Consider the following 25,664-nt stretch of genomic DNA (forward strand, 5'->3'; position numbering starts at 1 on the left):
GCCGCTCCCGGATGCGCGTCGGCCCCGAGGATGCATCCTCGGGGCCGACGTCAGACCGTGGGAGGAGTCAGCTCTCCTCCTGGTGGCACCGAATCATCCGAACTTGCCGGAGATGTAGTTCTCGGTCTGCTCATTCTCCGGATTGGTGAACATCTTCTCGGTGTCGTCAATCTCGATGAGGTGACCGGGTTTGCCGGTGCCAGCGATGTTGAAGAAACCGGTACGGTCCGAGACACGCGACGCCTGCTGCATGTTGTGCGTCACGATCACGATCGTGTAGTCCTTCTTCAGCTCGTGGATCAGATCCTCGATAGCGAGGGTCGAGATCGGGTCGAGCGCGGAGCACGGCTCGTCCATGAGCACCACCTCGGGCTTGACCGCGATAGTGCGGGCGATGCACAGACGCTGCTGCTGACCGCCTGAGAGGCCCAGGCCCGGCTTGTCGAGACGGTCCTTGACCTCCTCCCAGAGGTTCGCGCCGCGCAGCGAGCGCTCGACGAGTTCGTCGGCCTCACGACGCGGCAGGCGACGGTTGTTCAGCTTCGCGCCGGCCAGCACGTTGTCGCGGATCGACATGGTGGGAAACGGGTTCGCCTTCTGGAACACCATGCCGACGCGGCGCCGCACGTTCACGGGGTCGATGCCCGGTCCGTAGATGTTCTGGCCGTCGATCTCCACCGTGCCCTCGGCGTGGGCTCCGGGGATGACCTCGTGCATGCGGTTCAGGGTGCGCAGGAAGGTGGACTTTCCGCAGCCGGACGGGCCGATGAGCGCGGTCACCGAGCGCGGCTGGATTGTGACGTTGACGTCCTCCACGGCAAGGAAGTCGCCGTAGTAGATGTTGAGGTCCTCCACCTTGATGGGCTGAGGCATCGGGATTCCTTTCCAGGGGCGCCGAGCTGGGCTCAGCGGCTGAGCTTCGGCGAGAAGTAGTAGCTGATGACGCGGGCGATGATGTTGAGCACCATCACGATGATGATGAGGGTCAGGGCCGCAGCCCACGCATTGTCGAAGTTGACCGTCTCCGAGCAGGCGTGTTCGAGCCCCGTGGAGGGGTTCTTCATCGTGTCATTCGGGCAGGGCGCGGTGCCCTGCTTGTACATCGTGTTGATGTAGGTGGGCAGGGTCTGCATGCGTCCGTCGAACAGGTCCGCGTTCAGCGTGCGGACCGCACCGACCGTGAGCAGCAGCGGAGCCGTCTCACCGATGACGCGAGCGATCGCGAGGGTGACCGACGTGGCCAGGCCAGCGATCGCAGTGCGCAGCACCACGTTGACGATCGTGAGCCACTTCGGGGTGCCCAAGGCGTAGGCCGCCTCGCGCAGATCCAGCGGCACCAGTCGCAGCATCTCTTCACTGGAGCGCACAACAGTCGGGATCATCAGCACGGACAGTGCCACGGAACCCATCAGGCCCGTGCGCATGCCCGGGTCGCCGGAGATGATCGTGAACAGCGCCAGTCCGAACAGGCCAGCAACGATCGACGGGATACCCGTCATAACGTCCACCAGGAAGGTGATGCCGCGCGAGAGCAGCTTGAGCGGCCCCTGCGAGGCGTACTCCACCAGGAAGATCGAGGTGAAGAACCCGATCGGCACAGAGATCAGGGTGGCGCCCAGCGTCACCATCAGGGTGCCGACGATCGCGTGCATGATGCCGCCGTCGACCATACCGCCGTACACGCCCAGCTGATCCGAGGTGAGGAAGCCCGGTGAGAAGAACCGCTTGGCGCCGCGCCGCGCGACCTCCCACAGCAGTGAGACCAGCGGGAACATCGCCAGCACGAAAGCGCCGGTGATGACCAGGGTCATCAGTCGGTCCATCGCCCAGCGTCGGCCTTCACGCACCCGCGAGTAGACGTATGCGACCACCAGGTGGATCAGGAAGCCGACGAACACGAGCGCGAACAGCGAGAAGGCGTCCAAGACGAACAGCACGAGTGCACCGAGTATCGCGGACGCAACGCCGGTGAACAGCAGGTGATAGGTGGGCAGACGACGCTCGGAGTACTGAGCGCTGTCAGGCCGCGCCTTCTCGTGCTCCTCGCCCTGCCTCTGGGGACTGTGCGGAGTCTGAGTCGTAGCAGTCATCGGGCTCATCCCTTCTTTCGAGCGCTGACGATCGCCCGAGCGAGCGCATTGATGATGAAGGTGATGACGAACAGCACCAGGCCTGCGAACACCAGGCGAGCCATGTCCACACCGGTGGACTCACCCTGATGGGAGGCGATGAAGGCGGCGATCGTGGAGTGGCGGCCGGGCTCGAAGATGTGCCACGAGAAGGATCCGCCGGGCGAGAGGATCATGAGCACGGCCATCGTCTCGCCGAGCGCGCGACCCAGGCCCAGCATCGATGCGGCAATAACGCCGGAGGCACCGAAGGGGAAGACGACCGTGCGGATCATCTCCCAGCGTGTTGCGCCGAGCGCGAGCGCGGCTTCCTCCTGAAGGCGCGGAGTCTGCAGGAAGATCTCACGGGACACGGCCGTGATGATCGGCAGGATCATCACAGCGAGCACAACGGCAGCGGTGGCCAGGTTGCGCATCGGTGCCTGCGGCTCGCCGGCAAAGACCGCGAAGACCGGCTCTCCGCCCACGAGCGGGAGGAACCCAGGCCACGTCGGTTTGCTTCCGATCGTGTGGTTGATCAGGAAGTACAGCGGCTCGAGCTTGGGAACGAGCCACACACCGCCCCACAGGCCGAAGACCACGGACGGCACAGCGGCCAGCAGGTCGATCATGAAGCCCAGCGGTGTGGCGAGCTTGCGGGGGGCGAAGTGTGAGATGAACACCGCGATGCCCACCGCGATCGGCACAGCCAACAGCAGTGCCAGCAACGCCACGTACACCGTGCCGAAGACGAGTGGCGCGGTGTATTGGACGAGCGAGACCGCATCGGCGTTGCCCGTAAGCTCCTTCGACTCGCGGATGGCGGGCATCGCCTGCCAGACGAGGAAGAACGCCACGAGGAAAAGCGTGACAAAGATGAGGAGACCCGAGCCGATACTCAGGCCTTTGAAGACGGTGTCACCGGGGCGGGCACGACCGGAGAAGGTAGGAGCCTTCTCGGCGTCGGCGCTGGCCTCTGAAGCGGTCACGGGGAACCTTCCGGATGGGGGGAATGGAGACTGGGTGCTCTCACCATGACGGCGCCACCGCGGCCGCTCCCGCCGACCTCACAGGTCAACAGGGCGGCCGCGGTGGCGTCAGTGCCAGAAGTGGGTCACTTGGCCTTGATGGCGTCGACAGCCTTCTGCGCGTCCTCGGACAGGCCACTGGTGAGCGGGGCCGAGCCAGCGGCCTCTGCAGACTCGTTCTGGCCCTCATCCGACACGATGTAGCCGGCGTAGGCCTTCACCAGGTCAGCGGTCTCAGCATCCTCGTAGGTGTCGCAGACGACCAGATAGGAGATGAGCACCAGCGGGTAGGCGCCGGACTCGGTGGTCTTGCGGTCCAGCTGCACCACGTAGTCGAGCTCGGAGCGCCCCTCCTCGCGGGGGGAGACCTCAACGGCCTTCGCGGCACCCTCGGGGGTGAACGCGGTCCACTCCTCGCCCACCTTGATCTTGGCGGTGCCCAGGTCGCCAGCCTTGGAGGCGTCGGCGTAGCCGATCGCGCCGTCAGCGCCCTTGACAACCTCGATCAGGCCGGTGGTGCCATCGCCGGACTGGGTGCCGTCGATCGGCCACTCCTCGACGGGGCCGTGGGTCCACACGTCACCGGCGGTCTCGGAGAGGTACTCAGTGAAGTTCTCGGTGGTGCCGGACTTGTCCTGGCGGTTCACCGGAACGATCGGGGTGGAGGGGAGCTCGACGTCCGGGTTGTCGGCCTTGATCTTCTCGTCATCCCAGGTCTTGATCTCGCCCATGAAGATGCCGGCGATGGTCGCGGGAGCGAGGTTCAGCTCGTCCACGCCCTCGAGGTTGAACACAACGGCGATCGGGGAGATGTAGACGGGGATGTCCATGGCCTCGCCGCCGGCGCAGACGGACTCCTTGGCCTTCTTGAGCTCCTCCTCGTCCAGCGCGGCATCGGAGCCGGCGAACTTGAAGCCGCCCGCAAGGAACTGCTCGCGACCCTTGCCGGAGCCGGTCTCTTCGTAGGTCACGTTGGCCTCGGGGTTCTGGCCCATGAAGCCAGCGGTCCACGCACCCTGAGCGGAGCCCATGGAGGAGGCGCCGCCACCGGCGAGCTCGCCAGAGAGGTCGCCACCGCCAGCAGCCGCGCCACCGTTGTCCGAGCCGTTGCCGCCGCCGTTGCCGCCGTCGCCGCGATTGCCGCCGTCGCCGCCGCAGGCGGAGAGGGCGAGGCCACCCACGAGACCGAGAGTGGCGAGTCCGACGAGCTTGTTCTTGCGAACGTTCACTGCGTGTCCTTTCGGGGCCGGAGCCCAGTGACAGGAGGTTCTCGTGACGAGGGGACGTCGCCCGAGGTCCTTCTTCGACGTTTGTCGGGTGCGACGCTAAGGACCACAGATGACCGGTCGCCCCATTCGATATGAACGACGGGTTAACACGCTGCGCGACTCTGTGAACGAGCAGGTCAGAGTCTCTTTTTTAGAGATGTAGCGTGCATAACTATCCGATCACGAGGGTGCGCCCCTCCCGCATGCGGTGGTGGGCATCACAGCCGCTGGTGATGACCGCGGCGGAACGGGGTACGACCAGCCACCATCAGCCGCCGCAGCATCGCCATGCGCACGCGTAAACCCGCCGAGGTTCCCTCAGCCGATGTTTGGCAGGTGCCGTTCCACCGCCACACCACGGCCGCTCGGCGTGGTGTGCAGCACGAGTGCTTCACCGGCCGCCAGATACGGGTTCTCGCGCGGCAGCTCGAGGGCGACAGATCGGGTTGATGCCTGCGCGATCGCGCGGATCACGGTGGGGAGCACCGGGCGATGCGTGCAGATCAGTACGGGGCGCGCCTGCTCCAGCACCCGCTCGACCACCGCCGCGGTGCGCGAGGGACTCTTCTCGTGGCTCGCCTCTGTCAGCTCCGGCTTCTGCACGATCCGCAGCCCTTCTGCCTTGGCGAGCGGCCGCACGGTCTCCAGGCAGCGCGCCCAGGGGCTCGTCACCAGGGAGCGTGGGTCGAAGGCGTCGATCAGCGGCGGCAGCGCGACCGCCTGCTTGCGCCCCTTCGTGTTCAGCGGTCGCGTCTTCTCGCCCTTGCGCCACTTGGCGCGGGCACGCGCCGCCGCGTGCCGTTGAATGACGATCGGGGACGTCACGAGTTCATCCGCCTCGTGGTAGCGGCGCAGCGCCTGCAGTGGCACCAGGTCGGTCTGGCGTGTCATCACGGACTCGGCGTCGTCCACGGGGACCCAGCGCACCTGGTCGATCTCGCGGGCGTTCTGCGGGCCGGCGGCGGTCTGTGCCCGCACTGTCGCCGTCCAGTATTGGACGATCTTCGTGCGCCCATCGGGAAGCATGTACACCGACGCTGGCAGCGGACGGTGCAACCGCACGCGATGGCCGGTCTCTTCCTCCACTTCGCGCACCGCGGCAGCAGGGAACGTCTCTCGCTTGTCGAGCTTGCCCTTCGGGATCGACCAGTCGTCGTAGCGGGGTCGATGCACGAGCATCACTTCCAGCCCTGTTTTCCCTTCACGCCAGGTGAGCGCGCCGGCGGCAAGCACCGGTGCCGGGGCGCCTGCGTTCACCTTCATGCGGCACCACCAGGCCGCAGCTGCACATGGCGCCCGGAGACCTCAAAGCCCCAGCTCTCATACAGCGCCACCGCACCACCAGCCGAGCCTTCCACATACAGCGTCACCGCGGACTCACCGGCCTGCTCCAGCTGACGCAGCGCCGCGCCCAGCAGATGGGCCGCCACGCCGCGGCGCTGCGCCTGCGGGGCCGTTCCCACGGCGTAGATCTCCGCCTCCTGGCCGGGGACACGCTTGACCCACACGAAACCCAGCAGGTCTGCGCCGTCGTCGGGGCGGGCAACCAGCAGATCCTCGGCGCGGAACCATTCCTGTTCCATCCGTCGGCGCAGGTCCTCGAGACCCAGCGACCCCTGTTCGGGATGGTCCTGGAAGGCTGCTGCGTTGACGCGGACCCACGCCTCGGCATCGTGCTGCGGGTCGAAGATGTCCAGATGGGCGCCTGTTCCGTGCTCGTCGGCACGGATCGGTGGCGGATCGGGCACGGGCTGCTGCGCCCCCAGGGGCCGACGCATCGTCAGCAGGGTCCGAATCGGCTGCAGACCACGCGCTTCGAGGAAGGCCATCGAGGCCGGCAGCGCTCCGTGCGACCAGACCCGGGCGTCCGGGTGGTCGGCCAGGGCACGGTCGAGCAGTGCCTGCCCGTGGCCTCTCCGACGCTCGGCCGGGTCCACCATGCCCTGCACGGTGCCATCGGCCAGCACGCTCGTATAGCCGATCAGGCGGAGCGCCCCGTCGGCCGATCGCCCGCCAGCGGTCTCAGCATCGGCGGCTTCACCGTCGGGCTCTTCGACCAGCAGGTGCCGCGCGGTCGTGCCGTCCAGTGCGAGGACAGCGGCCTCGTCCAGTGCGGAGACACCGTCATGCATTCGCGTGCGATCCAGCAGGTCGGCCACAGCACGGCGACGGCGACTCGACAGACGGTCCGTCGAGATCATCAGGGTCCTTCCGGTCGGCGGTGCGCCGACCTGGGGCGGGTGCTCGTAGACTGCAACTCTAGCGCCGTCGGCACGGGCTCTTCGCCGCCCGCGGCACCGGCATGCGACCACGATGACCCGAGGCAGAGGGAGGCGCCATGACCTCGCCCGAAAGGGCTCCACTCGGCGCCGCTCTGGCCATCCTGCTCGCGCTCGCCACGCTCACCGGAGCGCCGTCGCCGATTCTCGTGGCCGCGGTCGCGGCATTCGGTTCCATCCTGGTGGGGTTCGGCTGGCCGGCGCTGCTGGAAATCCCCTCTGCGTTCGGGACGCGACTGATCGTGTGTGCGACCGGCGTCGCAGGAGCAGCGCTCGCACTGATCAGCGGCACTCGAGTCGACCCCTTGAGCGCCGTGGTGATGGTGACAGCATGCGGGGTGCTGGGCTCATTCGTTCACCAGATGCTGCGTCGCGACCGGCATGACCTGACGCATTCCCTCACCGGCACCGTAGCCGGGGTGATGCTCACGGGCCTCGGGAGCTGCTGGGTGTTGGCGCAGGCTACAGCCGTTGATCTGGGGCACGCAGGGATTGTGACCGCGATCGCCGCCGGCCTGGCTGGCGCCTTGCTGCTGGATACGACCGCTGTGCCGGCGCGGGCTCGGCTGCTGCTCTCTGTGCTGGCGGGAAGCTCCATTACCGCCGTCCTGGCCATGTCACTCGCCGCCGTGGGGGTGTGGGCCGCTCTCGCGCTCGGTGCGGTGACGACGGTCGCCGCCGTCGGCGCGCATCAATTGCTGGCTTCTCTCATCGTCTCCCGTGAGCCCGGTGCTTCCCTCGCGGTGGAGTCCTCCCCCGTGGTGACCGCCGGCGTCATCGCTCTTGTGGCGGCGACGCTGCTGGGCTGAGCACGCCCTGTCGACCGTCGGTACACTGGGCGCCATGTCTGCACTTTCCCTGTTCTTCCTGGCCCTTGTCGGTCTGGTCGGTCTGGGCACCGCCGCCTTCGCCGTGCTGGTCGTGGCCCGCCTGTTCGGCCGCTGACCCCATGCCGCTCCCGCTGGACCCCTCGCTTCCGCGTTCCCTCTACCCGCTCGCCTGGCTGATCGGTTCATGGGATGGGCACGGCGCTCTTCCCCTGCACGATCCTGACGGCCAGCGCAGTGAGCGTCTGCTCGAGCAGTCGCTGCAGTGCGTCGCGCAGGACGACGGCACGATGGCGTGGACGTGTCTCAGCCACGCGGTGGACGCCCCGGCACCACTGCCGCCCACGAGCGCTTTCGCTCGGCCAGAGACCACACCGTCGCCCCACCCAGGCACAGGGGAGCGGACGCTGCTGTTGCGCGAGCGCGGCGTGTGGACTGTGGGCGACCCGCTGCCCGGACAGGATCTCGAGGCGGCCCGGGCGGCGAAGCCCGGCGAGGCCGCCGGAGTCATTTCTTTCGGCGTTCAGGCTCGTTTCGAGGCCGACGGCGTGAGGACCGTGTGGGACGGCGAGGCCCGCGGGCCACGCATCCGCCTGGTGCTGCGCGATGAGACGGGCCGCGTCGAGGCGACCCGTCTGTTCGGCACCGTCGCCGGACGACTCATGTGGCTGTGGGAGCGTCGTGCGCTGGATGCACCCGACGTCGAGAGCAGCGGAGAGGCCACCGACGAGAACGATCTCGTCCCCTACATGTCTGTGGAGCTGGATCGTGCCTGAGCCATTGCTGCGCACGGGGGCCGTACTTGAGACCGAGGGGCCGGATGCTGGTGTTGCCGCCCACTACGGCTCCCCCACCCGGGAGCAACGCCGCCTGCTGATGGGGCGGGCGCTCGTGGATCTGGGCCAGTTCGAGATGCTCGAGGTGAGCGGACCGGATGCCCGCCGCTGGCTGACCACTGTAACCTCCCAGGTTCTCGAGGGCACTGAGGTGGGGTCCAGTGCACGCCTGGCGGTGCTGACGCCGAAGGGGCGCGTCGAGCATCTGGCTGATGCCGTCATCACCGCCGACGACGCGGTGCTGCTGATCCTCGACCACGGCTGCCGCGCACCCCTGCGCAGCTACCTCGAATCGATGCTGTTCGCGGCTCGTGTGGAGCTGGCTGACCGGAACGACCTGCGCGTGCTCGGCGGTGTTCATCCCGCTGCGCAGATCCGGCCCGAGCTTGAAGCGGTGACGGTCTTCCGCGATGACTGGCCGCAGGTCGCCGCCGGCGGCGTCCCCTACGGACCGGATCCTGAGGACCCCGTCGGTGTTGTGCTGAGCGTCGTGGATGATGCCGCAGCCCGGGCGCTGCCGTGGGAGCCGGATCAGCTGGCCGGCATGCTCGCCTGGGAGGCGTTGCGCATCGCAGACCATCGCCCCCGCGCCACAGCAGAGGTGGATGAGCGCACGATTCCTCATGAGCTGGACCTGCTGCGCCAGTGGGTGCACACCGCCAAGGGCTGCTACCGCGGGCAGGAGACCGTGGCGAAGGTGCTGAACCTGGGGCAGCCGCCACGACGCCTCGTGATGCTGCACCTGGACGGGTCACAGGATGTACCGCTGCGGGCGGGCGGCGCTGTGCTGCTCGGTGGTGCCGATGGGAAGAACGTCGGCCGTGTGACCTCAGTGGGCACACATGCCGATCTGGGACCGATTGCCCTGGCCGTGATCAAACGCGCGGTGCCTGTGGATGCGCCACTGAGCGTGCAGATGTCCCTGGGCACCGACGGCGGCGAGGAACAGATCGCTGTCGTGGATGCGGCCCAGGAACCGGTTGTCCTTCCTCGCGACCACGGTGAGCGACCGGCCACCGCGCGCCTGTGACGGAGCCTGCCGGCGCCGCACCCGTGCTGAGCGCCGTGCCATGGCCGGTTCCTCTGGGCTTCCGATTGGTGGAGAACACGGGTGTGCATCGGCGCCGCCTGGCATGATGGCCGCCATGGGCGCGGATACTGAACACTCGGGCACGGAGGATGCCGACAGATCAGCGGATCGCGTTGCGGCCGAGTCCCAGCATCGGGCGGAGGTGATCGCCGCGCAGGAGCAGGCGCTCCACCGGGCACGGCAGGCCGAGCATGAGAAGGCGACAGTGAAGATCCGCACCGCCATCGAGAAGTTCCGCGCAGCCGGCATCGAGCCGATCCCGCTGCGCGCCCGCCCCTACACCGGTTCCGGCACGATCCGCACCGCTCTGCGCGGCTGGTATCTGAAGACCGATCAGTCGCTGGGCATTGACGAGGATGGCCGATTTTACGTGCTGCGTGTCGACGGCGGTATTCTCTCGCGTCTGCGTGGAGCCACCCCGGAACCATCGCTCGCCCCACTGGTGGTGGGTCGTGGCGCGCGCGACGGCGAGACCTTCGATATCGACGAGCTGCTGCAGATGCGGCTCGAGGATCCGGTGCGGCCATGACCTCGACATCGCGAACAGGTGGCACATCGCGGCGGCCCTCATGGCGCACCACTATCGGCAGTGCGCTGGACTCCTGGTGGCGCACCGGCGCGCGCCGCGGCCGCAGCGACGCGCTGAACATCGCCCGTGCGGCTCTTGCGGCCGCTCTCGCCTACGCACTCAGTCATCTGCTGTGGGGCCACCAGTACCCGTTCTTCTCCTCGATCGTCGCGTTCATCGTCCTTGGCGTCGGTATCGACCGGAAGATGCGCAAGACCCTGGAGATGGGCCTGGGCGTGATGATGGGCGTGCTGCTCGGTGAACTCGCCCGCTCCACGATCGGCCCGGGGACCTGGCAGATCGCGGTGGTGATCTTCACCGCCGGAATGCTTGCGCGCCTTCTGGACCCCGGCATCACCTTCGCGTTCCAGATGGCGATCCAGTCTCTGCTGGTGATGCTCATGCCCGTCACCCCAGGCATGACGCCCGGTGCGCGTGTCCTGGACGCCATCACCGGACTCGTCGTTGCATTGGTGATCCATCTCCTCCTGTCCGGCGACCCACGGCGGCTCCAGCGCCGCGCAGCCGACTCATTCTTCGAGGAGCTGGAGGACGCCCTCGCTGCTCTTGCGGGCGCTGCCCGCAGCGGTGACACGACCGTGGTGCGCGCCACGCTTGTGACGCTGCGTGAGCGCTCACAGAAACACACCGATGCCTGGCGCTTGGCCAATGAGGCCGCGAATGAGATGGCGACCTTCGCCCCGGGAGCGGTGCGCCATGCGCAGGATGTGGAGCGTCTACAGCACCTGCTCGTGGGCTCGGACCGCGCGATGCGGAATATGAGGGTCATCGCGCGACGCCAGGCGGAGTTTCTGGAAGCTGTGCAGGGCGGCGCGCACACGACACTGTCGGACGCGCTGATGCTGGCCCGCGACGCTGTCACGGCGCTGCGCTCGAGCATGGGTGAGCGGGGCGACACAGACTTCACGGAGGTGCGCCGCGAGTTGCGTCTGTTCTGCTCCTATCTCACCCCGGAGATGCTGCTGAAGAGCGACGACGGGGAACGTCTCGGACGCGTAGGCCATTTCGAAGGTGTGGCGCTGGTGATGCAGCTGCGGTCGCTCGCGATCGATCTTCTGCAGGCCACCGGGCTGGATTCGGCCGCCGCGAACCGTTTCCTGCCCAGCCTGCTGGTGGCGGCCGATGGTGACGCGATGGGACCCAAGCCGCTGACCCGCGAGATGCGGGCCGTGGAACCGCCTGCCACCACGGCGGCGCTCGAGCTGTTGATCACGGATCGATCGGATCCGGATCGTCGGCACTGAACCCGTGCCCGGGCGATCAACGGTCAGCCGGTTGCGCTCGTTATTCTTGCCTGATGGTCGCCCTGATTCAGACGTGGATCTTCGCCGCCCTCGCCGTTGTGCTGTTCGCGGTGCAGGTGTGGGCGTTCGTTAACGCCCTGCGGTTCCGGCCGGACGCCTATGTGGCCGCGGGCAAGCGCACAAAGGGTTTCTGGCTGCTGCTCACCGGGCTGTCGATGCTGCTCGGTTTCCTGTCACTGCCGTCCCCGATCGGGGGGAGCAGCGCCACCCCGCTGCTGATGATCATCGGGATTGTGATCGCGGGCGTGTTCCTCACCGATGTCCTGCCGGCACTGCGCACCGTGATGGAGAACTCGCGCCGCAACCGCTGGTGACCTCTCGCGCGCCACACTCTCACAGCATGGCGCCCGCCCCGATCACTCGGGGCGGGCGCCATCTACCGTTCAGGTGCCGACGCGAGCTCCTCGACGGCCCCGCCTCGGCGCCGGATCAGGCCTGGTGAGAACCAGCGGAACGCAGGTTCTCGCATGCCTCCACGACACGCGCAGCCATGCCGGCCTCGGCCTTCTTGCCCCAGGAGCGGGGGTCGTAGGTCTTCTTGTTGCCCACCTCGCCGTCGATCTTCAGCACGCCGTCGTAGTTCTGCATCACGTGCGCAGCAACGGGGCGGGTGAAGGCGTACTGGGTGTCGGTGTCGATGTTCATCTTGATGACGCCATTGTCGACGGCCTCGCGAATCTCTTCGAGAGTCGAGCCGGAGCCACCGTGCATCACCAGGTCGAACGGCATGTCCTTGCCGTACTTCTCGCCCACAGCCTTCTGGATGTCCAGCAGGATCGAGGGGGTGAGCTTCACGTTGCCCGGCTTGTACACGCCGTGCACGTTGCCGAAGGTCAGCGCCGTGATGTAGCGGCCCTTCTCACCCAGGCCAAGGGCCTCGACCGTCTTCATGCCGTCCTCGACGGTGGAGAAGAGCTTGTCGTTGGAGACGTTGGCCTCGTAGCCGTCTTCCTCACCGCCGACGACGCCGACCTCGATCTCGAGAATCTTCTTGGCCTCGGTGGTCTTGGCCAGCAGACGCTGCGCGATCTCGAGGTTCTCATCGACCGGCACGGCCGAGCCGTCCCACATGTGCGACTGGAACAGCGGATCCAGGCCCTTCTTCACACGGTTCTCGAGGTCCCACTCGATGAGGGGCTCGACCCAGGTGGGGAGGTTCTCCTTGGCGCAGTGGTCAGTGTGCAGCGCGACGGTGACCGGGTAGTTCTTCGCGACGGCGTGCACGAACTCGGCAAGCGCCAGGGAGCCGGCGACACGGTCCTTCACGGTGGAGCCGGAGAGGTACTCCGCACCGCCGACGGACACCTGGATGATGCCGTCCGAGTTCGCCTCGGTGAATCCCTGCAGCGCCGCGATCGCGGTCTGCGAGCTGGAGACGTTCACCGCGGGGTAGGCGAACTTGCCGGCCTTGGCGCGGTCGATCATCTCGGCATACTGGTCAGGGGTTGCGATGGCCATTCGGCTGCTCCTTCGTTCATCAGGGGAACGCTCGACGAGCCGGCGGCGCAGGACTTCCCGCGCAGGCCCGTCCGTGCTCCCTCATCATCCCACAGCCGAGCTCGCGACGAGCGGGACTGCGGTGATGAAAGCGAGGGAGTGACAGGGCGCGTGCGTTGATGCTGGTCTGCTGCCGGTTCGCCGTGGACCTGCTGCCTACCCCGCTGGTTTCTGTACCAGCTCGTCTGTGTCAGCTCGAGACCGGTTCGCACCGCTCCGGTCGCGGCCTGCTACTGCTGAGGGCTGTGCTGACCCACCCAGGTGTGCATAGCGATCGCTGCGGCGGCGGCAACGTTCAGCGAGCGGGTCGAGCCGTACTGGGTGATCGCGACCGTGAGGTCAGCGATCTCGAGCAGTTCCTGGCTGAGTCCCGGGCCTTCCTGCCCGAAGACGAGCACGCTGCGTTCAGGCAACGGCGTGTTCTCCAGCGGGAGCGCTCCGGGCACAAGGTCGACGGCGACGATGCTGCGCTGTTCCGCGTGCGCCCAGTCGCGCAGGTGAACGGCGTCGGGGTGGTGGATTTCGTGCTGGTAGCGGTCGGTCACCATGGCGCCGCGTCGATTCCAGCGGCGTCGCCCGACGATGTGGAAGGCCTCTACGGCGAAGGCGTTCGCGGTGCGGACGATGGAGCCGATGTTGGCGTCGTGCTCGAGGTTCTCGATCGCCACGTGGAGGACGTGCCGATGCTGGTCAAGATCCGCCACGATCGCTTCACGGCGCCAGTAGCGGTAGCGGTCGACCACGTTGCGGCGATCGCCGTGCTCGAGAAGGTCGGGGTCAAGCCGCGGATCATCAGGCCAGGGCAACGGGTGAGGGCCAACACCGACCTCGCGTTCCTCCGTGCCGTTCACGCGATCGTTCACGCGCGCGGCTCCCCTGGATGCTCCGGCTCGCTCCGCTGGTCATTCGGCTCGGCGCACTGGCCGTCGCGCGTCCCTGCCTGGTCGCCCCGCCCCGTCGGCGCCAACGGGCTGCTTTCCTGCGCGCCGGCGTTCTCCCTGCGTGCTTTCTCCCGATCCAGGCGAGCGTTCTCCTCGGCATCTGGGTCAGGCAGGCCCAGCTGCCGTCGGCGCTTCTCGCGGCGGATCAGCGAGATGAACCACCACAGCAGGAGCAGCAGAATGATCACGTACACGACCTTGGATAGGACGTTCGTGTACGGCTCGATCACGTGCCAGTTGTGGCCCAGGGTGTAGCCGAAGGTCACGAAGATCGCGTTCCAGATGCCGCTGCCGAGCGCCGTCAGCAGCGTGAACTTTCCCAGAGGCATGGCGTACAGGCCGGCTGGAATGGAGACCAGTGAGCGGATTCCAGGGACCATACGGCCGAAGAAGATGCCCTTCATGCCGTGTTTGTCCATCCACTCGACCGTGCGGTCGTAGTCCTCGACGTGGATCAGCGGGAGGCGGATGAAGACGTTTCGCAGCCGCTCCGGGCCCAGCAAGCGCCCCAGGCCGTACAGCAGCCAGGCACCGGTCACCGACCCGACGATCGACCACAGCAGGATGCCAATGAAGGTGTTGTCCGGTCCGGCTGCAGTGACGCCCGCCAGTGGCAGGATCACCTCCGAGGGGATCGGCGGGAACACGTTCTCGAGGAAGATGAGCAGCGCGACGCCGAAGCCGCCCAGGTCGTTCATCGTGTTCACGGCCCAGTCGACGATGTTCATGCATCCTCCGCAGGTCGAGTCTCAGCTGCCTCGCCGTCGGCTGCGCGGATGCGCGGGCGGGCCGCAGACCATGCTAGAGCCCCGCCACTGGCTACTCTCTGCACATGACCTTCAACCCGAATGCGGAGATCCGCTCCGACAACGTCAGCCGCGGTGGCTCGGGCGGTGGTTTCCGACCCGGTGGTCGCGGCGGTATCGCGATCGGCGGCGGCGCCGGTGGCTGTCTCCTGCTCGTGCTGGTGCTCGTGTACGCCCTGATGGGCGGCAACCCACTGGACCTGCTCGGTGGTGGCGGCGCAGCGCCGCAACAGCAGGAGCCGGTGGCGGAGGGCGGACGTCTGCAGGAGTGCGAGACCGGCGCGGATGCCAATGAGCGCGATGACTGCCTGGTCCAGGCCACGGTCGAATCGGCGGATTCGCTGTGGTCGCAGCTCGCTCCGGACAGCGGGATTCGTTTCCAGGAGCCGCGCGGCCGGGTGTTCTCCGGTCAGGCGCAGACGGGGTGTGGGGCTGCCTCGGCGGACGTCGGCCCCTTCTACTGCCCGGCTGACAGCACGATCTATGTCGACGTCAGCTTCTACCAGCAGCTGGAGCAACATTTCGGGGCCGACGGCGGCCAGTTGGCGAAGGCGTATGTGGTGGCGCATGAGTACGGCCATCACATCCAGAACCTCGAGGGCACGCTCACGCGGGTCGACCACAACGACACCGGCCCGCAGGGCGCCATGGTGCGGCTCGAGCTGCAGGCCGACTGCTATGCGGGGGTGTGGGCGCATCATGCGTCCGACACCGTCGACGATGAGGGCGTGCCGATGCTGGAACCGCTGACGCGCGAGGACGTCGCCTCAGCGCTGTCTGCGGCGTCTGCTGTGGGTGATGACCACATTCAGGGTGAGGTCGCCGGTGGTCAGGTGATCCCCGATACGTGGACGCATGGTTCCTCGGAGCAGCGCCAGGGCTGGTTCATGCGCGGGTACGAGAAGGGCACTGTGGCCGCATGCGACACGTTCGCGGCGGATCAGGTCTGAGCAGCTGCCGGCCGAGCGCCCTGCCGTCGGCCTGGATCCCCAGCGCCGTTCGGGCGCGCGGTCGAGCGGGGCTCAGATCTCCAGTTCGGCGATGTCGTAGGCGGCGAGGTAGCGGTATCCGGCCTGTTCAACAGCGCGCCGGGAGTCCTCACTGCGGTGCACGATCACGGCGACTGCGGCGATCTCGGCTCCGGCGTCGGCGAGCGCTGAGCAGGCGGTGAGCACGCTGCCGCCGGTGGTGGAGGTGTCCTCGACGGCGACGACACGCCTGCCTGCGACGTCGGGCCCCTCGATCCGGCGCTGGAGACCATACTCTTTCGTGGTCTTACGTACGACGAACGCGTCGATCGGGCCGGTGCGTTCCGGGTCCGCTGCGGCGGCGTGCATGATCGCGGTGCCGACGGGGTCGGCGCCCAGAGTGAGTCCGCCGACGGCCTCGATGCCGGGCACGACTCCCTCGCGGCGCAGCAGATCCAACATGACCCGGCCGACGAGTGGCGCGGCCTCATGGTGCAGGGTGATGCGGCGCAGGTCAACGTAATGATCGGCCTCCTGCCCGGAGGACAGCACGACGTGGCCGCGCACAACGGCAAGGTCGCGAATCAGGCAGCGCAGGCGCTCACGGTCCTCTGCCGCACCGGGGCGCTCCTGGTCGGGATTGCCTGCACCGAGGCCGGTCGTGGACGGATCGGGGGCGAGGGTGGAGCGCTCAGGCTGCGGGTCAGCGAGGTTCGACATGCCGCCAGCGTACTGCCGGACCGCGAGACCGCAGGGCTGTCAGACGTGTGCCGGGCAGCGAATCAGTCGGGAATCCCGCGCACTGCAGGGTCAGGAGTCGTCGCACTGCCAGGGGGCGTGCAGGTCGCGGGCGCTCGCGCGGCGCCGTGACCGGCGCAGCGCACGACGCCCGAGGCGGGCGGACCAGGCCGGGCCGGTCAGCAACCGCATCAGGCGGCGCGGAGCGATGCGGGAGACCTCCCCTGCGGTGCGGTACGTGATCGAGGGAATGGACAGCACCTGGCCTTTCGCAGCGTCCTTGAGTCCCTGTTCCACAACGAATGGCGCTTTCAACCAGCCCACGCGCGGCAGCCCGTCCATGCTGATGGCGGCGCGCTCATGGAACTCCGTCTGCACGAATCCGGGCAGCAGTGCGGTGGCGGTGACGCCGGTGCCCTTCAGCTCCACCGCAAGGGACTCTGTGAAGACGGTGACCCAGCTCTTGGAGGCGGCGTAGGGCCCGGCAGCGGTGTAACCGGCGAGCGAGGACACATTGATGATGGCGCCTCGTCGGCGCTGCACCATGGTGCGGGCGGCGGCGTGGGAAAGCACGAGCACGGCACGCATCAGGGTGTCCATCTGCTTTTCGTGGTCCTGGATGCCGACCTCGAGGAATCCGCCGCGCAACCCGTACCCGGCGTTATTGACGAGCAGGTCGATGGGGGCGACGGGATCGGTGAGCCGCAGCGCGACTTTCTCGAGCCGAGCCCGGTCGGAGAGATCGGCGGGCAACACCTCGATCTGCACGTCGTGGGCGTCGGTGATCTGGGCGGCGACAGCTCGCATCCGTGCCTCGTCACGGGAGACGAGGACCAGGTCGTGGCCGGTGCCCGCGAGCTGCCAGGCGAACTCGAGCCCGAGCCCGGAGGTCGAGCCGGTCACCAGTGCGCGGGTCATGCCTCTCAGCGTAGTGCGCGGCGGTCCGCACGGGCAGCGGTGCGACACAACCGGGCAAAGCCGCAGCAGGGACGTGGCAGGGACGTGCGCTGCGGGCTGCGGGGAGGGCCCGTAGGATCGATCGCATGCGCATCGCCACCTGGAATATCAATTCATTGCGTGCCCGCACGGATCGTGTGCTCGCCTTCCTGGAGCGCCATCAGGTCGACGTGCTCGCCCTGCAAGAGATCAAGGCGAAGCCCGCGCAGCTGGACCTGTCGGTGTTCGAAAGTGCCGGTTACGAGACGGCGGCACACGGACTGAACCAGTGGAACGGCGTGGCGATCCTGTCCCGGGTGGGGCTCACCGATGTGCAGACTGAGCTGCCGGCGCTGCCGGTGTGGCCCGCGGATGATTCCGGCGTGGTGGAAGCACGCTCACTGGGTGCAACCGTGGGCGAAGGGTTGCGGATCTGGTCGCTGTATGTGCCCAATGGCCGGGAAATCGATCATCCGCACTACCAGTACAAGTTGCAGTGGCTGGAGGCGTTGCGCGCCGAGGGAGCACGCGCATTGGCGGAGGATTCGCAGGCGCGGATCGCGCTCGTGGGTGACTTCAACGTGGCGCCGCAGGATGAGGATGTGTGGTCGATGGAGTACTTCGAGGGCCGCACGCATGTGACCGAGCCGGAGCGGGCTGCGTTCCGCGCCGTAGTGGAGGCCGGTTTTGCCGACGTCGTGCGCCCTGAGCATCCGGGACCGGGTGTGTATACGTACTGGGACTATCAGCAGCTGCGCTTCCCGAAGAAGGAGGGCATGCGGATCGACTTCGTGCTGGGCTCCCCCGCGCTGCAGTCGGCTGTGCGCGGCTCTTTCATCGATCGGGAGGAGCGCAAGGGCAAGGGGGCGTCCGATCATGCGCCCGTGGTGGTCGATCTGGAGTTCTGAGCCGAGGCCGACGACCGACGGGTCGACACGAGAAGAGCGGCGTCGCAGTGGCTGCGGCGCCGCTCCCAACGAGCGCGGATGCGGGATCAGGCGTGTTTCGTCGTCACGGTCCGCTGTCGGCTTCTCCGTGACCGGTCCGTTACGGGGACCAGTCGCACGTGGGTTCCGGATCCGCTGTCTCGTCGTTGTGGGAAGAACACTACTCCTGTGACGCATACCACGCAAGCCCTCGGTGACCTGCGCGCTCACTCGCCGTTCCTCCCCAAGACCGCTTGTCCCCGATCCGTCGGCGGGAGCTGAATCGGGTCGTCGAATCCGCGACGGTGGCTGCATGACCAGCACAGCTGCACCGTCCTCCCGCCGGGATCGCACCACACTCAGGCGGGATGGCGCCCCACCTTCACCGCCCGGGGACCATCGTCCTGATCGGACGATCTCGCACGTCCGGCCTGCTCGCTCATTTCCTTCGGTGCTGACGGCAAGTCCCCGCGCGGGCGGTCGTCCAGACAGCAGTCGCGATGCCGACGTGCCGCCCACGGTGCTCTGGTGCGGAACCGACGCGCAACTAGGTGCTGCAGTGCGGGATCACGCGATGGCTGCAGGCGTATCCCTGCGCACGAGCGTAGGTGAACCCACGATGGGGTCCGGCACTGAGGGCACGACCCTGCTCATCACCGATGCGCAGAGCCTGGACAGGATGCCGCGCGCCGAGGGAACCCGCCCCCGCCTGGCTGTCCTCATCCCCGACGGCGCACATGATGTGGGCGTGTGGCGCGCAGCGCTCACCCGCGGCGCACGCGCCGTGGTGTCTTTACCCTCGCAGTCCGATGAGCTGCTGGCTCTGCTCACCGAGCATGCGCGCCCGCGCCGCAGCACCCGCATCATCGGCATCGTGGCAGGCTGCGGCGGGGCAGGGGCCTCAAGCTTCGCCGCCCGCCCCGCCGCGGCCGCCCGTGCCCACGGGCCGGTGGTGCTCGTGGACGCTGATCCCACTGGCGGCGGTCTCGACACCCTGATCGAGGCGCCTCCGTTGCGCGGAGTGAGCTGGATGGACATCGCCGCTACGGGCAGCACGGACACCGATGCGCTGCGGGAGTCGCTGCCGCAGATCGACGACGTACGTCTGCTGTGCACGCATGAGAACGGCCCCGCCGTCGATGAAGCCTCCCTGGATCGTGCCCTTGCCGCGCTGAGCTTTACCGGCGGAACTGTGGTAGTCGACCTCGCCCCCACTCTGGTGCCCGCGGCGGCAACGCATCTGGACGAGCTGATGCTGCTCAGCCCGTGCTCGGACCATGCCGTGCGGGCTGCGCAGCGCCGCCAGGCGAGCTGGCGAAACAGCCCGCTGCGCGGCGGGCTGGTGGCGCGACGCCGTGGTGACCTTCACCCGCACGATGTGGCCGCGGAACTGCGCCTACCCCTGCTGGGGACCTTCCGTGACTCCCCCGGTGCTGTCCCGCTACTGGATGTACGACGCGGCGGGGCGGACCGCCTGTGCCGGCAACTACTGAAGGACGCCCGATGAGCGCCCGCGAGCTAGCCAGCATCGACCTGGACTCCCTGCTCGATGCTGTGCGCGAAGACCTCGTGAGGAGCCCCGGCGCGATCGACGTGGCCCGCGTGGCTCGTCTGCTGCGCGCTGGGGACCAGGTGCTCGGTGCGGCCGACGTGCTCACCGCAGCCGAGCTCGTACGCGATCACCTCGACGGACTCGGCCCACTGCAGGATCTGATCAGCCCCGGCGTCACAGATCTACTGGTCAACGGTGATGGCTCTGTGTGGATCGACGGACGCGACGGCCTGCAGCGCACCGATCGCGTCATGACGGCGCAGCAGGCTCGCGACCTGGCTGTGCGTCTGGCCGTTAGTGGTGGTCGCCGGCTGGATGACGCAATGCCGTGGGCGGATGCCCACCTGCCCTCCGGCATCCGTTTCCATGCACTCCTGCCGCCGCTGTCCCCCACCGGCCCGGTGCTGTCATTGCGCCTGCCCGCCGCCGAACCACTGCGGATGGATGACCTCGAATCCCTGGGGGCCTTTCCCGCGGTGATCGGTGATCTGCTACGGCGCATCGTCGCGGCGCGCGTGCCGTTTCTCGTCACCGGCGGCACGGGGACGGGGAAGTCGACGTTGCTGGGCGCCATGCTCGCCGCCGTTGATGCGAATGAACGGATCGTCATCGTGGAGGACGCCCTGGAGCTGCAGGTCGATCATCCGCACGTGGTGAGCCTGCAGTCACGTCACGCGAATAGTGAGGGCGCTGGCCTGGTCGACCTCTCCGAGCTGGTGCGACAGTGTCTGCGCATGCGCCCAGATCGCATCGTGCTGGGCGAATGCCGCGGAGCCGAGATCCGGGACCTGCTCCAGGCGCTCAACACGGGACACGAGGGCGGCTGCGGAACCATCCATGCGAACACCGCAGCCGATGTACCAGCACGCCTCGAAGCCCTCGGTGCCCTGGCTGGGCTCGACCGTGAGGCACTCGCCGCGCAGGCTGCGAGCGCCCTGGATCTCGTGATCCACCTGGGCCGTACGGCGGCAGGGCGCTGCCTCCAGGAGATCGCCGTGCTGCACCGGGCCACATCCGGTGCCCTCACCTGTACGAGCGCCCTCACCGTTCACGAGGGCGAGATTCGTCAGGGTCCCGCGGCTGCGCAGTTACAGCACCTGCTCACGACGGGCTCAGGCATTGGGCCAACAATGCGGCTCGCCCGGACCGGGCGGAGGGCAGCATGACGGTGTTGCTCTGCGTGGCTGTCGCGACCGGTCTGCTCGCCACATGGGTCACCGCCCCTGGGCACAGGCCACCGGTCGCAGCGGCCGGCCCGCGGCGTGCGCGGCGGCAGGTGAGCAGCCCGCTGGATGTGGCACGCATGGTCGAAAGTCTTGCGACCGTGATCGGCTCTGGCACCGCCCCGCGCACTGCCTGGGCGGCGGTCTCCCGGACACTACCCGTCGGCCCGCTGCGCGACCTCGCCCAGACGATCGCGGCCGGGGCACACCCGGCACACGCCATCGCCGGCCCGGTGTCACAGATAGGTGGTGTGCGTTCCCTCGCAGCGGCCCTCGCGGTATGTGAACGCAGCGGCGCCCCCGCAGCCGACGTGCTGCACACTCTCGCCGATGCTCTGCGCGACCTGCACGATGCGGCGCTTGCCCGGCGCAGCGCCTTCGCCGGTCCGCGCTCCACCGCCAGGATCCTACTGGTGCTGCCCGTAGCTGGCGTGGGCCTGGGCATGCTCCTCGGCGCCGATCCGCTGCAGTTGCTGACGTCCTCAATGACAGGGCATCTGCTGGCCATCACCGGTGGTGCGCTCACACTCATGGGGTGGTGGTGGATGCATCGGTTACTCCGGCGCGCCGATCCACCTGACCGCAGCGGAATCGACGCTTCGGTACTGCTCGAGCTGATTGCCGGTGCGCTGCGTGCCGGGCTGCCTGCCGCGCATGCCGTCCGATCCGTTGGGGACGTACTCGATCACGCCGATGGCGAGCATCTGCGGGCCTATGCCGCTGCCCTGACCGCCGGAGTGCCCCCGCAGACGGCCGGGACGCGTCTACCGGATCATCTCGCCCCCTTGACCACAGCCATGGTGCTCAGCAGCGAAGCCGGGTCTGATCTGTCCCGGGTTTTGCGCAGCGCCGCGGTCGATTCCCGTCGCGGCCGTGCCCGCGATGCCGAGGCACGTGCAGCCCGCCTCGCCGTGCAGCTTGTGCTGCCCACCGGTCTCACGCTGCTGCCCGCCTTCATTGCCCTCGGGATCGTGCCCACCGTGATCTCGCTGCTGGGCGGTTCGCTGTCGACCTCATTCCCCGGGGCGTCCTGATGATGACCGCGCCTGATCGTTGCCCGCTGACCCCCGCCCCCGGCGGTGGTCATTCGACGCGGCATCCCGAAGCGGTCCACAAGCTGCCGGGATCCTCCCGGCATCGGCGCCCTGGGCGCCTCGTGGGTGGTGCTGCCGCCCGCCCCGGCCAGCACCCGCTGGCCGGCCACCGGGTGCATGCCGCCACTGTGGCGGATCACCCTGATCGAAGGAGAAAAGTGATGACCCTGACCATGACCCGCTGGCGCCGCGCTCTGCATCAGCGCCTGCTCGACGAACGCGGTGCCAGTACCGCGGAGTACGCGATCACGGTGCTCGCAGCCTGCGGATTCGCTGCCGTGCTGGTGGCGCTGCTTGCCTCCGGCGAGGTGCGCGAACTGCTGATGAGCATCATCACGGCCGCCTTGTCCAAGGGGCAGTGATGCGTGCGCGGACCCGGTCGTCGCGTCTGTGCGACGACCGGGGGTCCGCCACCGCGGAGACGGCAGTCGTGCTGCCCGTGGTGGTGATGATGGTCGCACTGCTGATCCTCACGGGTCTCGGCATCGGTGCCCACGTTCGACTCGAGTCCGCCGCCCGCGCGGCCGCGCGGGAGATGGCGCGCGGGGAAAGCGAGCAGTCCGCTGTCGCCACGGCCCGACGCATCAGCGGCGACGACGTCTCGGTGACCATCAGCGCAGACGGCGTCTGGGTGAGCGTGCAGGTGCGTCGTGAGCTGCGGGCACCCGCGGGTCTGCTCGCCGGCGCGGCCTGGTCCATCGATGCCGATGCACAGGCACGGCGCGAGCCCCACCTGGTCGGTGACGGGGGTGCCTCATGAGCATGTCCGCAGCCGCCACCACCGCCTGGATCGGCACGGCAACCACCGCCGTCCTGGGGCTCGCCCTGCTGGGCTCCGGGGTGACAGCCCAGGCACGGGCCGCAACCGCCGCGGATCTCGCCGCACTGGCCGGCGCTGATGCACTCGCTGCCGCCCACCCCATGCCCTGCGTCATCTCCCAGGAGGCTGCTGCCCGCAACAGCGCACAGCTCATCTCCTGCCACGTGCACGGCCGCGACGTCGTGGTGACGGTCGCCGTTGAGACTGACGCCCTGCCGCCGCAGACGGCACGCGCCCGCGCCGGGCCCGGCCCAACCGACCTGCCCACCGGACCAGATGAGCCGTAACTGTCCGTCGGGCCGTCACGGCATCGCGGGGCTTGGCCACATCAGGGCTGCATGAGGCCTAAGAGTCTCTGCGCCTCAGCCTTGGAAAGTGGCTCGTTGCCGTTGCCGCACTTCGGGGAGACGATGCAGGCCGGGCAGCCGTCCGCGCACGGGCACGCCTGGATCATGTCGGCCGTGGCCCGCAGCCAGGCTCCGGCGTCATCGACGCCGCGTCGTGCAAAGCCCGCTCCGCCCGGCGCACCGTCGTACACGAAGATCGTCGCCTCACCGGTGTCCTCGTGCAGGGCGGTGGAGACTCCACCAATGTCCCAGCGGTCGCAGGTGGCCAGCAGCGGCAGTAAGGAGATCGCTGCATGCTCCGCGGCGTGCAGCGCCCCGGGCAGCTCACCGCCGGGCAGGCCAGCGCGTTCGGTGAGGTCCCGCGGGATCACCCACCACACGGCCTTCGTGGTCAGCGTGCGCACCGGCAAGTCGAGCGGATGGTTGGCGAGCACTGCCTGCGTGTACACGTCACGCACCTGGTAGCCGGTGACTTGTTCGCTCACGTCCACGGTGCCGAAGCACAGCTCGACCCCGTCGGCCCACGCTGTGTGCTCATCGACCTGTCGAATCCGGATTGAGGAGGTGGACTGCGGATGCGTCGTGTGCAGCGGGTCTTCCCGGTGCACGAACGCCACGGCTCGTTCCACGTCGAGCTCGTCGACCACATAGCTGCGGCCCTGGTGCACATGCACCGCGCCGGTGTGCACCTGGGTGTGGGCGCTCGCGGCATCGACCGTGCCCAGCAGAGTGCCGTCGCCGCGCTCGACGATACGCACGGGTTCGCCGCCGCTGCCCCGCAGGTCGGTGAGCTCATGGGCTGAGTCGAGCATCGTCCAATACCAACCGGTGGGGCGGGCACGCAGCACACCGCGGGCCACCAGGGTGTCCAGCAGCTCACGGCTCGTCGGACCGAAGATCTCCTCCTGACCAGAACGGATCGGCAGCTCGGAGGCGGCCGCGCACAAGTGTGGGGTCATCACATACGGGTTCGCCGGATCGAACACGGCGGCTTCCACGGGCGCGCCAAAGACTGACTCCGGATGGTGCACCACGTAGGTGTCCAGCGGATCCTCACGCGCGATGAACACAGCGAGCGCCCCGCCGTTGCCATCGTGACGTCTGCCAGCGCGGCCGAACTGCTGCCACAGCGACGCTCGGGTGCCGGGCCAGCCCGCCACGAGCACTGCGTCCAGGCCAGCGATGTCGATGCCGAGCTCCAGCGCGTTCGTGGAGGCGAGTGCCAGCAGATCACCGCTGCGCAGCGCGGCCTCGAGTGCACGCCGCTCAGCGGCGAGATACCCGCCGCGGTACGCCGCCACCGCCTGCGCCCGCTCGGCGAGCCCCGCGCTGGATCGGGCCCGAGCCAGCTCATTCAGTCGCCGCCGCGCGGCGGACGCCACCAGCTCGGCGCCACGACGCGAGCGCGCGAACACCAGCGTGCGCACGTCCTGCGCCACCAGGTCCGCCAGCAGCGCCGCCGATTCCGTCGTCGCCGAGCGCCGCAGCACCCGCTCACCGGCCCCGGACTGCCCCGCCGGAACACGCTCACCGGCCCCGGGCTGACCCGTCCGAACCGGCTCCCCGGCCACGTCCTGGCCGTCGGCCGCGGACGACGCGCGCGAACCTGCGGCACTGCTTGGCTCAGCCCTGCCACCATCGCGCTCTCGCGTGCCGGGCTCCCACAAGCCGACGGTGAGGCCCGCACGCGGAGAGCCGTCCTCCGTGACCGCGGTGACGGGTCGGCCGATCAGGCGCGACGCCGACAGCTCCGGGTTCGCCGTCGTCGCCGAGGCAAGCAGAAACGCAGGCTCCGCGTGATAGTGCTCCGCGATGCGTCGCAGGCGCCGCAGCACCATCGCCACGTGGCTGCCGAACACGCCGCGGTAGGTGTGGCACTCATCGACGATCACGAAATGCAGCGCACGGAAGAAACTCGCCCACTGCTCGTGGCCGGGCAGGATCCCGAAATGGAGCATGTCGGGATTGGTCAGCACGATCGAGCCGTGGCGACGCACCCAGCGCCGCTCCTCGGTGGGGGTATCGCCGTCATAGACCGCCACACGGGCATCGCGGATGCACGCCCCGTGGGCCATGGCGGTGATGGTGGTGAGCTGATCGGCGGCGAGCGCTTTCGTGGGCGCCAGGTAGAGGGCGGTCGCACGCCGCGAGGACGAGTCGAGTTCACGCGCACCCACGGCAGTGAGAGTGGGCATCAGGTAGGCGAGCGACTTCCCGGAGGCGGTGCCGGTCGACAGCACGACGTCTTGCCCGCCATGGAGCAGATCGGCGGCGGCGACCTGGTGAGTCCAGGGGGCGGTGATGCCGCTGGCCTCGAGCTGGTCCCGCAGCCGCGGATCAAGCCATGCGGGAAACGGCGCCGTGCGGCCAGGCCGCGCCGGCATCTGCTCCACATGCGTGAGGCAGCCGGTGCGATCAACCGGAAGGGTGAGGCCCTCGAGCAGGGATCGTGCACGGTGCGACTGCATCCCCGCCTCCTTCCGGGCA

26 protein-coding genes are annotated in these 25,664 nt (G+C 68.4%); 14 read left to right on the forward strand and 12 right to left on the reverse strand.

Annotation, left to right across the window (positions count from 1 at the left end):
* Positions 1–93 precede the first annotated feature (93 nt).
* The 6 genes from pstB to mshD all read right to left on the reverse strand — a co-directional run bounded on the left by pstB (position 94) and on the right by mshD (position 6,605).
* Positions 94–873, reverse strand: a complete 780-nt coding sequence (gene pstB / locus C8271_RS12400) for a phosphate ABC transporter ATP-binding protein PstB (RefSeq protein WP_106507550.1) — start codon at positions 871–873, stop codon at positions 94–96.
* A 32-nt stretch (positions 874–905) separates the two neighbouring features.
* On the reverse strand, positions 906–2,090 hold the full coding sequence (gene pstA / locus C8271_RS12405; protein WP_106507551.1) for a phosphate ABC transporter permease PstA: 1,185 nt from the start codon (positions 2,088–2,090) through the stop codon (positions 906–908).
* A 5-nt stretch (positions 2,091–2,095) separates the two neighbouring features.
* Positions 2,096–3,097: a phosphate ABC transporter permease subunit PstC gene (gene pstC / locus C8271_RS12410; protein WP_106507552.1), complete on the reverse strand. Its 1,002-nt coding sequence runs from the start codon at positions 3,095–3,097 to the stop codon at positions 2,096–2,098.
* A 125-nt stretch (positions 3,098–3,222) separates the two neighbouring features.
* Positions 3,223–4,365 (reverse strand): phosphate ABC transporter substrate-binding protein PstS, encoded by a 1,143-nt coding sequence (locus tag C8271_RS12415; protein WP_106507553.1) that lies wholly within the window; start codon positions 4,363–4,365, stop codon positions 3,223–3,225.
* A 357-nt stretch (positions 4,366–4,722) separates the two neighbouring features.
* The gene (locus tag C8271_RS12420) at positions 4,723–5,667 is read right to left on the reverse strand and encodes an NUDIX hydrolase (RefSeq protein WP_106507554.1); all 945 of its coding nucleotides are present in this window, start codon (positions 5,665–5,667) and stop codon (positions 4,723–4,725) included.
* A complete protein-coding gene (mshD, locus tag C8271_RS12425; protein WP_106507555.1) occupies positions 5,664–6,605 on the reverse strand; it encodes a mycothiol synthase in 942 nt (313 codons plus the stop codon). Before mshD ends, C8271_RS12420 begins: the two co-directional genes overlap by 4 nt.
* Positions 6,606–6,742: 137 nt before the next feature.
* Between mshD and C8271_RS12430 the strand changes: the two genes are divergently transcribed.
* The 6 genes from C8271_RS12430 to C8271_RS12460 all read left to right on the forward strand — a co-directional run bounded on the left by C8271_RS12430 (position 6,743) and on the right by C8271_RS12460 (position 11,643).
* A complete protein-coding gene (locus tag C8271_RS12430) occupies positions 6,743–7,492 on the forward strand; it encodes a hypothetical protein (RefSeq protein WP_106507556.1) in 750 nt (249 codons plus the stop codon).
* Between the two features lie 140 nt (positions 7,493–7,632).
* Entirely contained in the window at positions 7,633–8,286 is a 654-nt protein-coding gene (locus C8271_RS12440; protein WP_106507558.1) for a heme-binding beta-barrel domain-containing protein, read from the forward strand.
* Entirely contained in the window at positions 8,279–9,376 is a 1,098-nt protein-coding gene (ygfZ, locus tag C8271_RS12445) for a CAF17-like 4Fe-4S cluster assembly/insertion protein YgfZ (protein WP_342751953.1), read from the forward strand. The genes C8271_RS12440 and ygfZ overlap by 8 nt, the downstream gene beginning before the upstream one ends.
* 115 nt (positions 9,377–9,491) lie before the next feature.
* Positions 9,492–9,965 (forward strand): hypothetical protein, encoded by a 474-nt coding sequence (locus C8271_RS12450; protein ID WP_245921135.1) that lies wholly within the window; start codon positions 9,492–9,494, stop codon positions 9,963–9,965.
* A complete protein-coding gene (locus tag C8271_RS12455; protein ID WP_106507560.1) occupies positions 9,962–11,269 on the forward strand; it encodes an FUSC family protein in 1,308 nt (435 codons plus the stop codon). The genes C8271_RS12450 and C8271_RS12455 overlap by 4 nt, the downstream gene beginning before the upstream one ends.
* Positions 11,270–11,322: 53 nt before the next feature.
* Positions 11,323–11,643, forward strand: coding sequence for a DUF2516 family protein (locus C8271_RS12460; RefSeq protein WP_106507561.1), 321 nt, complete (start codon positions 11,323–11,325; stop codon positions 11,641–11,643).
* Positions 11,644–11,758: 115 nt separating this feature from the next.
* Here C8271_RS12460 and fbaA read toward each other — a convergent pair whose 3' ends face one another.
* The 3 genes from fbaA to C8271_RS12475 form a co-directional block, all read right to left on the reverse strand.
* The gene (gene fbaA, locus C8271_RS12465; RefSeq protein WP_106507562.1) at positions 11,759–12,787 is read right to left on the reverse strand and encodes a class II fructose-bisphosphate aldolase; all 1,029 of its coding nucleotides are present in this window, start codon (positions 12,785–12,787) and stop codon (positions 11,759–11,761) included.
* Positions 12,788–13,056: 269 nt separating this feature from the next.
* Entirely contained in the window at positions 13,057–13,689 is a 633-nt protein-coding gene (locus C8271_RS12470; protein ID WP_170957892.1) for a TrmH family RNA methyltransferase, read from the reverse strand.
* Entirely contained in the window at positions 13,686–14,495 is an 810-nt protein-coding gene (locus C8271_RS12475) for a DedA family protein (protein WP_106507563.1), read from the reverse strand. The genes C8271_RS12470 and C8271_RS12475 overlap by 4 nt, the downstream gene beginning before the upstream one ends.
* Before the next feature lie 104 nt (positions 14,496–14,599).
* Here C8271_RS12475 and ypfJ point away from each other — a divergent pair, with 104 nt between their 5' ends.
* Positions 14,600–15,523, forward strand: a complete 924-nt coding sequence (gene ypfJ, locus C8271_RS12480) for a KPN_02809 family neutral zinc metallopeptidase (protein WP_106507564.1) — start codon at positions 14,600–14,602, stop codon at positions 15,521–15,523.
* A 72-nt stretch (positions 15,524–15,595) separates the two neighbouring features.
* Here ypfJ and C8271_RS12485 read toward each other — a convergent pair whose 3' ends face one another.
* Positions 15,596–16,261, reverse strand: coding sequence for an orotate phosphoribosyltransferase (locus C8271_RS12485; protein WP_106507565.1), 666 nt, complete (start codon positions 16,259–16,261; stop codon positions 15,596–15,598).
* 90 nt (positions 16,262–16,351) lie between these two features.
* Positions 16,352–17,197 carry an SDR family NAD(P)-dependent oxidoreductase gene (locus C8271_RS12490; protein ID WP_106507566.1) on the reverse strand — a complete coding sequence of 282 codons (846 nt, stop codon included), beginning with the start codon at positions 17,195–17,197 and terminating at the stop codon, positions 16,352–16,354.
* Between the two features lie 125 nt (positions 17,198–17,322).
* Between C8271_RS12490 and C8271_RS12495 the strand changes: the two genes are divergently transcribed.
* The 7 genes from C8271_RS12495 (at position 17,323) to C8271_RS12525 (ending at position 23,117) form a co-directional block, all read left to right on the forward strand.
* Positions 17,323–18,123 (forward strand): exodeoxyribonuclease III, encoded by an 801-nt coding sequence (locus tag C8271_RS12495; protein WP_106507567.1) that lies wholly within the window; start codon positions 17,323–17,325, stop codon positions 18,121–18,123.
* Between the two features lie 433 nt (positions 18,124–18,556).
* The gene (gene ssd / locus C8271_RS12500) at positions 18,557–19,648 is read left to right on the forward strand and encodes a septum site-determining protein Ssd (RefSeq protein ID WP_425428213.1); all 1,092 of its coding nucleotides are present in this window, start codon (positions 18,557–18,559) and stop codon (positions 19,646–19,648) included.
* On the forward strand, positions 19,645–20,859 hold the full coding sequence (locus C8271_RS12505) for a TadA family conjugal transfer-associated ATPase (RefSeq protein ID WP_106507569.1): 1,215 nt from the start codon (positions 19,645–19,647) through the stop codon (positions 20,857–20,859). The genes ssd and C8271_RS12505 overlap by 4 nt, the downstream gene beginning before the upstream one ends.
* Positions 20,856–21,950, forward strand: coding sequence for a type II secretion system F family protein (locus C8271_RS12510; RefSeq protein WP_106507570.1), 1,095 nt, complete (start codon positions 20,856–20,858; stop codon positions 21,948–21,950). The genes C8271_RS12505 and C8271_RS12510 overlap by 4 nt, the downstream gene beginning before the upstream one ends.
* 221 nt (positions 21,951–22,171) lie before the next feature.
* Positions 22,172–22,372, forward strand: coding sequence for a DUF4244 domain-containing protein (locus C8271_RS12515; protein WP_106507571.1), 201 nt, complete (start codon positions 22,172–22,174; stop codon positions 22,370–22,372).
* Positions 22,372–22,770 carry a TadE family type IV pilus minor pilin gene (locus tag C8271_RS12520; RefSeq protein WP_106507572.1) on the forward strand — a complete coding sequence of 133 codons (399 nt, stop codon included), beginning with the start codon at positions 22,372–22,374 and terminating at the stop codon, positions 22,768–22,770. The genes C8271_RS12515 and C8271_RS12520 overlap by 1 nt, the downstream gene beginning before the upstream one ends.
* Positions 22,767–23,117 (forward strand): Rv3654c family TadE-like protein, encoded by a 351-nt coding sequence (locus C8271_RS12525; protein ID WP_106507573.1) that lies wholly within the window; start codon positions 22,767–22,769, stop codon positions 23,115–23,117. The genes C8271_RS12520 and C8271_RS12525 overlap by 4 nt, the downstream gene beginning before the upstream one ends.
* A gap of 41 nt (positions 23,118–23,158) precedes the next feature.
* On the opposite strand, the gene C8271_RS12530 is transcribed toward C8271_RS12525, so the two are convergent.
* Positions 23,159–25,645, reverse strand: coding sequence for a DEAD/DEAH box helicase (locus C8271_RS12530; RefSeq protein WP_106507574.1), 2,487 nt, complete (start codon positions 25,643–25,645; stop codon positions 23,159–23,161).
* Between the last annotated feature and the right edge of the window lie 19 nt (positions 25,646–25,664).

Source organism: Brachybacterium timonense (assembly GCF_900258505.1).
Lineage (GTDB): Bacteria > Actinomycetota > Actinomycetes > Actinomycetales > Dermabacteraceae > Brachybacterium > Brachybacterium timonense.

What these genes read in the sequence shown, in the direction of transcription:
- C8271_RS12455 (WP_106507560.1), top strand. Translation starts at nt 9,962, where the DNA reads ATGACCTCGACATCGCGAACAGGTGGCACATCGCGGCGGCCCTCATGG.
- pstA (WP_106507551.1), bottom strand. Translation starts at nt 2,090, where the DNA reads ATGACTGCTACGACTCAGACTCCGCACAGTCCCCAGAGGCAGGGCGAG.
- C8271_RS12450 (WP_245921135.1), top strand. Translation starts at nt 9,492, where the DNA reads ATGGGCGCGGATACTGAACACTCGGGCACGGAGGATGCCGACAGATCA.
- C8271_RS12475 (WP_106507563.1), bottom strand. Translation starts at nt 14,495, where the DNA reads ATGAACATCGTCGACTGGGCCGTGAACACGATGAACGACCTGGGCGGC.
- C8271_RS12510 (WP_106507570.1), top strand. Translation starts at nt 20,856, where the DNA reads ATGACGGTGTTGCTCTGCGTGGCTGTCGCGACCGGTCTGCTCGCCACA.
- C8271_RS12485 (WP_106507565.1), bottom strand. Translation starts at nt 16,261, where the DNA reads ATGTCGAACCTCGCTGACCCGCAGCCTGAGCGCTCCACCCTCGCCCCC.
- pstB (WP_106507550.1), bottom strand. Translation starts at nt 873, where the DNA reads ATGCCTCAGCCCATCAAGGTGGAGGACCTCAACATCTACTACGGCGAC.
- C8271_RS12460 (WP_106507561.1), top strand. Translation starts at nt 11,323, where the DNA reads ATGGTCGCCCTGATTCAGACGTGGATCTTCGCCGCCCTCGCCGTTGTG.
- C8271_RS12430 (WP_106507556.1), top strand. Translation starts at nt 6,743, where the DNA reads ATGACCTCGCCCGAAAGGGCTCCACTCGGCGCCGCTCTGGCCATCCTG.
- C8271_RS12490 (WP_106507566.1), bottom strand. Translation starts at nt 17,197, where the DNA reads ATGACCCGCGCACTGGTGACCGGCTCGACCTCCGGGCTCGGGCTCGAG.
- C8271_RS12530 (WP_106507574.1), bottom strand. Translation starts at nt 25,645, where the DNA reads ATGCAGTCGCACCGTGCACGATCCCTGCTCGAGGGCCTCACCCTTCCG.
- ypfJ (WP_106507564.1), top strand. Translation starts at nt 14,600, where the DNA reads ATGACCTTCAACCCGAATGCGGAGATCCGCTCCGACAACGTCAGCCGC.
- mshD (WP_106507555.1), bottom strand. Translation starts at nt 6,605, where the DNA reads ATGATCTCGACGGACCGTCTGTCGAGTCGCCGTCGCCGTGCTGTGGCC.
- C8271_RS12520 (WP_106507572.1), top strand. Translation starts at nt 22,372, where the DNA reads ATGCGTGCGCGGACCCGGTCGTCGCGTCTGTGCGACGACCGGGGGTCC.
- C8271_RS12515 (WP_106507571.1), top strand. Translation starts at nt 22,172, where the DNA reads ATGACCCTGACCATGACCCGCTGGCGCCGCGCTCTGCATCAGCGCCTG.
- fbaA (WP_106507562.1), bottom strand. Translation starts at nt 12,787, where the DNA reads ATGGCCATCGCAACCCCTGACCAGTATGCCGAGATGATCGACCGCGCC.
- C8271_RS12495 (WP_106507567.1), top strand. Translation starts at nt 17,323, where the DNA reads ATGCGCATCGCCACCTGGAATATCAATTCATTGCGTGCCCGCACGGAT.
- C8271_RS12525 (WP_106507573.1), top strand. Translation starts at nt 22,767, where the DNA reads ATGAGCATGTCCGCAGCCGCCACCACCGCCTGGATCGGCACGGCAACC.
- C8271_RS12505 (WP_106507569.1), top strand. Translation starts at nt 19,645, where the DNA reads ATGAGCGCCCGCGAGCTAGCCAGCATCGACCTGGACTCCCTGCTCGAT.
- C8271_RS12420 (WP_106507554.1), bottom strand. Translation starts at nt 5,667, where the DNA reads ATGAAGGTGAACGCAGGCGCCCCGGCACCGGTGCTTGCCGCCGGCGCG.
- C8271_RS12440 (WP_106507558.1), top strand. Translation starts at nt 7,633, where the DNA reads ATGCCGCTCCCGCTGGACCCCTCGCTTCCGCGTTCCCTCTACCCGCTC.